Source organism: Sinorhizobium fredii USDA 205 (genome assembly GCF_001461695.1).
Taxonomy (GTDB): Bacteria; Pseudomonadota; Alphaproteobacteria; order Rhizobiales; family Rhizobiaceae; genus Sinorhizobium; species Sinorhizobium fredii.
This window is the reverse complement of sequence record NZ_AUTC01000003.1, coordinates 1-7,321: the sequence shown is the minus strand read 5'-3', so window position 1 is coordinate 7,321 and position 7,321 is coordinate 1. Positions and strand designations below refer to the sequence as shown.

At 63.4% G+C, this 7,321-nt stretch carries 6 protein-coding genes; 4 read left to right on the top strand and 2 right to left on the bottom strand.

Annotated elements, in window-relative coordinates; all coding sequences use genetic code 11:
• Positions 1–191 precede the first annotated feature (191 nt).
• Together N181_RS02160 and N181_RS02155 are read right to left on the bottom strand one after the other, a co-directional pair.
• Positions 192–656 (bottom strand): chemotaxis protein CheW, encoded by a 465-nt coding sequence (locus N181_RS02160; RefSeq protein WP_012708610.1) that lies wholly within the window; start codon positions 654–656, stop codon positions 192–194.
• Positions 657–658: 2 nt separating this feature from the next.
• The gene (locus tag N181_RS02155; protein WP_037401023.1) at positions 659–2,737 is read right to left on the bottom strand and encodes a methyl-accepting chemotaxis protein; all 2,079 of its coding nucleotides are present in this window, start codon (positions 2,735–2,737) and stop codon (positions 659–661) included.
• A gap of 247 nt (positions 2,738–2,984) precedes the next feature.
• Between N181_RS02155 and N181_RS33905 the strand changes: the two genes are divergently transcribed.
• The 4 genes from N181_RS33905 to N181_RS02135 all read left to right on the top strand — a co-directional run bounded on the left by N181_RS33905 (position 2,985) and on the right by N181_RS02135 (position 7,258).
• A complete protein-coding gene (locus N181_RS33905; protein WP_014328933.1) occupies positions 2,985–3,143 on the top strand; it encodes a hypothetical protein in 159 nt (52 codons plus the stop codon).
• Between the two features lie 153 nt (positions 3,144–3,296).
• A complete protein-coding gene (locus tag N181_RS02145) occupies positions 3,297–3,896 on the top strand; it encodes an SCO family protein (protein ID WP_014328934.1) in 600 nt (199 codons plus the stop codon).
• Between the two features lie 128 nt (positions 3,897–4,024).
• Entirely contained in the window at positions 4,025–4,900 is an 876-nt protein-coding gene (locus tag N181_RS02140; protein ID WP_037401017.1) for a 50S ribosomal protein L11 methyltransferase, read from the top strand.
• A gap of 522 nt (positions 4,901–5,422) precedes the next feature.
• Positions 5,423–7,258, top strand: a complete 1,836-nt coding sequence (locus N181_RS02135; protein WP_037401026.1) for an aminopeptidase P family protein — start codon at positions 5,423–5,425, stop codon at positions 7,256–7,258.
• Positions 7,259–7,321 lie beyond the last annotated feature (63 nt).

Genomic DNA, 7,321 nt, shown 5'->3' with positions numbered 1-7,321 from the left:
CGCGTCCAATCGGACGCGCTAAGGTCGCTGTAGCACTTTGAAATGCTGATGATTCTGCCCCTAAATCGATTCCGATTTAAGGACTCATGCAGTGCCCCTCGTTCGGTCTGCCGCTCCCTTGTCGCAGGACGCAAAAAAAAGGGCCCGCTCTCGCGGGCCCTGCAAGCATTGCGCATGACTACCGTCTAACCCTATGCGGCCTGAGCGAGTTCGTCGGCAATGACGGTATCGAGGTTGAGGAAGCAGACCATCGACTTTTCGAGCGCGACGATGCCGCGGCAGAAGGCGCGTTGGGCTTCCGGAATGATCTCCGGCGCCGGCTGCAGGTCTTCGCTGCGGATCGTCATCATGTCGGAAACCTGCTCGACCAGAAGGCCGACGAGCTTGCCGGCGATGTCGGTAACGATGATCGCCGAACGCTCCGACGGCTCGGTCATCTTCATGCCGAGCCGGCATGCCATGTCGATGACGGGGATCACCGCGCCGCGCAGGTTGATGAGACCGAGCACGTAGGGGGGCGTATGCGGCATCGGCGTCACCGGTGCCCAGCCGCGAATTTCCCGGATCGCCATGATGTCGATACAGAATTCCTGGTCTCCGAGATGGAAGGAGACGATTTCGAGATAGGCGCCGGACTGCTTGATTGCGTTGCTCATGATCAGAATTCTTCCCAGTTGTCACCGGCGGCCGTGGCGGAAGGCACGGAGGCCTGTGTGTTGCCGAAAGCGCCCGCCAGCTTGCCCATGAGAGCCTTGGCGGGAGATGGAGTCGGGCGAGCGGAGGCCTGCGCGGCCGCCGGCTGACGAAGCGCGACGGATTTTGCAGCCACCATCTTGCTTGCGCCGGCCTGTGTGTTGGACCTTGCCGGGTTTGCTTTCATCGACGGCGCTGCCGCTGCCGGAGCGGCGGCCCGCATCGCCGTTTCGCTTGCCTGTCCGTTGCGGAATTGGCTGAGGAGCTCGCTGAGCTTCTCCGCATCCTGAGCGAGCGTGTGGCTCGCCGCATTGGTCTCTTCGACCATGGCGGCGTTCTGCTGCGTCATCTGGTCGAGTTGGCTGACCGCGGCATTGATCTCGTTGAGACCGGTTGACTGCTCGCGCGCCGCCTGCACGATGGAGCTCATGTGTTCGTTGATCCGCACGACATTCGCGCCGATGCGTCCGAGCGCATCGCCGGTCGCCTGGACCAGCTTGACGCCGGTTTCGACCTCGGTGCCCGAGCGCGATACCAGCGCCTTGATGTCCTTGGCAGCACCGGCGGCACGTTGCGCGAGTTCGCGGACCTCTTGAGCGACGACGGCAAAGCCCTTGCCGGCCTCGCCTGCCCGCGCTGCCTCGACGCCGGCGTTGAGCGCCAGAAGATTGGTCTGGAAGGCAATCTCGTCGATGACGTTGATGATCTTGCCGATCTCGTTGGATGCACCCTCGATACGCGCCATGGCGGAGATGGCCTCACCAACGATGCGGCCCGATTCCTCGGCGTTGACGCGCGTCTCGCCGACCATAAGACTCGCCTCCTCGGCGCGATTGGTCGCCGTTTTGACGGTAACGGTGATTTCCTCCAGCGCCGCAGATGTCTGCTCGAGCGATGCCGCCTGCCTTTCCGTCCGCCGTGCCAGGTCGTCGGCGGCGCTGCGCATCTGTCGGCCGTTGGAGTCTATCGAGACGACGTTCTCCTTCACATTGCTCAGAACGTGGCTCAGCCGTTCGACCGTGTTGTTGAAGTCGCGGCGCAGCGTGTCGAGCCCCTCTTCGAAAGGCTCGCGAATGGCGACCGCGAGATTGCCTTCGGCAAGCTGGTTGAGCGCCCGGCCGAGGGCATCCACCGCGGCCTTGATGCGACCAACCGCCTGCTCGCGCTCGGCAGCCTGGCGCTCGCGCTCCTGCTCCACTTCGTCCCGGCTCGCGGCGGCATCCTGTTCGAGCGAGCGCTTCTCCATTGCCGCGGCCCGGAACAGGTCCACCGACCGGGCCATCTCACCGATTTCGTCGCCCCGTTCGAGGGCGGCGACAGCCGATGCGAGATCGCCCGAATGGATGCGCTGCATGCTGTCGCGCAGCCCGAGGATACCCCGGCGAAGCGCGTTTCCATGGAACCAGATCAGCGCCAGCATGCCGACCATGACCAGGACACCGACAACCGCTTGCAACAGGAGCGCGTTGCTTGAAGCCACACGCGCCTCCTCGGTGCGCTCCGTGGCGAGGCTGGCCGCGGCGTCCGTGAATTCCGTCAGCAGGGAATTCATGCGCTCGCCGCCGCCGTCGATCGCGTCGTCCAGGCGCGCAAAATCCCCCGCCGGCGCACCGGACTCCACCAGTTCCTTCAAGTCCACTTCGATCGCCTTGCGGAGTGCAGCGAGGTCGGGTTCGAAACTCGCGAGACGCTCGGACTTGCCAAGCAGCCGTGCCAAGGCTTCGAGATCGGGGGTCTTCGTGTCGAGCAGTTCGAGCGACGCCTTTATCTGTGCCGCCCGTTCCGGCTGGATCTTGCGCTCCTCGCGGTCGATGATCGAATCCATCGCGATCAGCACCAATTCTATGCTCGCAAACCGCATTTCCTCGGCCGTTTTCATGCCGTTTTCTGCGACGATCGCCTTTTCGAGGGAAACCTCCAAGCGGCTATTCTGGTAAAATCCGACTCCGAGCACGGAGCCAAAACCGAGAAAGGCCGCCGCCGCGAGCGTCGCCAGTCGCTGGCTGACAGAGAGGTTGCGCTTTTCAGAGGGAGAGGTGGTCATCGGCTGGCAGTCCATGGCAAATGGACCTGCCCGACGCGAGCGTGGTCCTCCGTTGCGATCGATGCGGATAGCCGGGCTCGATCAACCGGATGACCTCATGTCATATCGAAGTGGTGCACTTCTCCGCGTCTGCCGACAGTGTCAAAGAGACCTTAAACATTCGCTAATACACGCGACCACGGTGCCGCGAAAGTATCGCCCGGACAGCACCTTTCTCTTTGGCGTTTCGGGATGCTATGATCGCTGCATGCGCACGGACACGAAAAAGTCGCTCTCTCCTCTCGTCCTCGCCCTCTTCACGGGCGCGCTCGCGATTGTCTTCCTGCTCGCCTTCCAGGGCTGGATTGCCCACGGGGCGGACATCTTCCTCTCGCTCGCCGAAGCGGGCATTTCATGGTGCTTCTGAAAAATCTGCAAGTAACCTTCCACTACCGGTGGGGCCATGGCAGCGAAATGCCTGCGGCCAATTGTGCCTTTGCGCCGTCCGTGCCGAAGCGCTATCAAAACCTTCGTGTTCATTGATGGCCGGAAAATCGGCCGCAACAGACCGGTGGCAATGATGAAAACTGTACGCATCGCCCTTTGGGCAGCCATCCTCGTGATGGTGGCCCTCCTGGGTTGGCTCACCTACGACATGACCCAGTCGAAGCAACAGGCGTCGGCCGGCCCCTTCGGCGTGCCCTTCTCGCTGGTTGGTCAGGACGGTCAGCCGATTACCGAGAAGGCGTTCGCGGGCAAGCCGACCGCCCTCTTCTTCGGCTTCACCCATTGCCCCGAAGTCTGCCCGACGACGCTGTTCGAACTCAATGGCTGGCTGGACAAGGTCGATCCCGAGGGCAAGAGGCTGCAGGCCTATTTCATCACGGTCGATCCCGAGCGCGATACGCCGGAAATCCTCGGTCAGTACGTCTCCAACGTGTCGAAGCGCATCACCGGCATTTCCGGCCCGCCCGACAAGGTCCTCGAGATGGTCAAGGGCTACCGGGTCTACTACAAGAAGGTCCCGGTCGACGAAGCGAAGCCCGACGGCGACTACACCATGGACCATACGGCCTCGGTCTTCCTGCTCGACGCCGACGGAAAGTTCAGCGGCACGATCTCCTATGGCGAGAACCCCGAAACCGCCGTCAAGAAGCTTGAAAATCTTGTAAGGGGCTAAGGCTGCCCCAATCCCTCCAGAGCGCCGGTCTATCCGGCGCTTTGCGTTTGTGCGCCAATCATGTTAGCGGCGAACCCCGCGCGCCTGATGGGAGGCGCCAGCCCGCCGGGCAGCCGAAGGAAAGAACCTTGAGCGAGATACGTCTTTTCGTCACCACCACCGAGAAGCAGGCGGGAGCCGTTCTCGACGTCATGAGCGTGATTTTCGAGGACGAGGATTTCGCCGTTGCGACCATGGAGATCGACGAGAGGCGCGACGTCTGGGAAGCCTCGGTCTATATGATGGCCGGCGAAGAGGAGAGCGTGAGGAGCCGTCTCGCCGATGCACTCGCCGCCGATTTCTCCGATCTTCCGATCGAGCGCGAGGTTCTGCCGGAGATCGACTGGATCGCCAAGTCGTTGGAGGGCCTCGCCCCGGTGCGCGCCGGCCGCTTCGTCGTCCACGGCTCCCATGATCGCGACAAGGTGAAGACCGGCGAGATCGCCATCGAGATCGATGCCGGGCAGGCCTTTGGAACCGGCCATCACGGCACGACCGCCGGCTGCCTGGAAATGCTCGCCTCGGTGGCGCGCTCGCGGCGCGTCCGCAACGTTCTCGACCTCGGCACGGGGAGCGGCGTGCTGGCGATCGCCGCCCGGAAGCTCCTGCATGTTCCCGGGCTGGCGACCGACATCGATCCGGTCGCGACGCGGGTCGCCAGCGACAATGCGCGGCGCAACGGCGTCGTCGACGGCCTGACCTTCGCGACCGCGCCCGGTTTTCATTCGACCGCCTTCGGCAGGCGTGGTCCCTTCGATCTCGTCATTGCCAATATCCTGGCGCGGCCGCTGATGAAGATGGCGCCGCAGCTCGTCGCCAACCTCGCCCCCGGCGGCTCGGTCATCCTTTCCGGCATCCTCGCCGAACAGCGCTGGAAGGTGCTCGCCGCCTATAACGGCCAGCGGCTCACGCATGTGCGGACGATCTGGAAAAACGGCTGGGTGACGATCCACTTGACGAAATAGGTTTCGTCCGCCGGCCGTCATCCGTAGCGCTGCTTGTTCGATGCAGCTTCGGGCATCCGCCTGGCGTGCAAAAACGAAAAGGCCGCCCGATCCATCATGGCGGGCGGCCTTCTCGAAACAAAGGCGATGCCGGAGCATCGCCTGTTGGCCGGTTTGTGGCCGACCATGCCCGCGAGCTTGAGGAGGAGGAGGAGCGCTCAAGCGGGCTCTACCGTTCCGAAATTGGCCACCTTGAGGGAGGAGGAGAACAGATGACCAATTATCTCGGAACTGCAGTCTTTTGAACTTCCGGACGTTCGTCCGTGTTCGTTGGCGCCGTTATACCCTATTATTTCAATAGAGAAAGATACATTGCCGCATGGGAGCCATGCATGCCGCGCATATGTATGATTAATGGCCCAACTGTCCGGCCCTTCGGGTCGGGTTCAGGGCAGGATGTCGCCTCTTTCCCCCGGAGCGGCCTTTCCGCTAACATGGCGCCACCTTCCCTGCGGATCTCCGCCAAGCCCTATGGAATCAATCATGTTTCAGTCCTTCGAAGTCACCTCCACGCCTCAATTCGGCAAGGAGCGGGCCACGGCCTTGCGTGGCGCTTTCACGCCGCTCGGAATTGACGGCTTCCTCGTACCGCGGGCCGACGAGTTTCAGGGCGAATATGTACCGGCTTCATCCGAGCGGCTTTCCTGGCTGACCGGCTTTACCGGATCGGCTGGCGTCGCGCTCGTCACGCAACGTGAGGCGATCGTCTTCGTCGATGGCCGTTACGTGACCCAATTGAAGGAACAGGTGGATGGCGGCGTCTTTACCGGCGGCGACCTCATCGGCGAACCGCCGCATCTTTGGCTTGAGGCGCATGCGCCGAAGGGTTTCCGGCTCGGCGTCGATCCCTGGCTGCACAGCGCGGCCGAGGTCCGGCGGCTCGAAAAGGCGCTTGCGATAATCGGCGGCGCGCTGGTGTTTCTCGCCCACAACCCGCTCGACCGACTCTGGACCGACAGACCCGCCGCTCCGCTCGGTCGCGTCACCATCCAGCCGATCGAGCACGCGGGCCAATTGGCGAAGGACAAGATCGCCGCGATTGCGGCGATCGTCGCAAAGGCCAAGGCCGCCGCGGTGGTGCTGACCGACCCCTCCTCGGTCGCCTGGACGTTCAACATCCGCGGTAGCGACGTGCCGCACACGCCGCATCCGCTGGCGCGTGCCGTCATTCATGCGAACGGCCGTGCCGAGCTCTTCCTCGACAAGCGCAAGACCGGCATCGAACAGGAAGCCTATCTGACCCAGCTTGCCGATATCGTTCCCCCCGGGGATTTCGGCGAGCGGCTCGCATCCCTCGCCGCGACCGGTGCCGCGATCATGATCGATCCGGATCTCGCGCCCTTCGCAATCGGCGAACTGATCCGCTCGAAGGGAGGCTCCGTCATCGAGGCGATCGATCCCGCCCGCCTGCCCCGCGCCCGCAAGAACGCTGCAGAGATCGCCGGTTCAGAACGGGCGCACCTGCAGGACGGCGCGGCGATGGTCGAATTTCTCGCCTGGCTCGACAAGAGCGAGCCCGGCAGCGTGACGGAGATCGGCGCGGCGGAGAAATTGGAGTCCGTGCGCGCCGCGGCCGGCGAGCGCATGCAGAACCCGTTGAAGGACATTTCCTTCGACACGATCGCCGGCGCCGGCTCGCACGCCGCGATCATGCACTACCGCGTCACGACCGACACCAACCGGTCGATCGATGCGGGGACCATGTTCCTCATCGATTCGGGCGCGCAATACATCAACGGCACGACCGACATCACCCGCACCGTCGCAATCGGCAGCGTGCCGGAGGAGCAGAAGCGCTTCTTCACCCTGGTGCTGAAGGGCATGATCGCGATCAGCACGGCCCGCTTCCCCAAGGGGTCGCGCGGCGTCGATCTCGACCCGCTCGCCCGTATCGCGCTCTGGAAGGCCGGTGCCGACTATGCGCATGGTACCGGCCACGGCGTCGGCTCCTACCTCTCTGTGCATGAGGGACCGCAGCGGATCGCCCGGCTTGCCACCCAGGAACTGCTGCCCGGCATGATCCTTTCCAACGAGCCCGGCTACTACCGCCCCGGCGCCTTCGGCATTCGTATCGAAAATCTCGTCGTCGTCCGGGACGCGTCGGATATCGAGGGCGGCGACCAGCCCATGCTCGGCTTCGACACGCTGACCTACTGCCCGATCGATCGCAGGCTCGTCCTGCCGGCCCTCTTGAGCGACGAGGAGCTCGCCTGGCTGAACGATTATCACGTCGAGACGCGGGGCAAGCTGATGCCGCTGCTTGCCGACGAAGAAACGCGCAAATGGCTGAAAGCCGCAACGGAAGCGGTTTCACGCTGAGTCAGCTGGGGGATCGTTAGAGCGTTTCATGTTTTGACGGAAGCGTAGCCGGCGTTTGCGAAG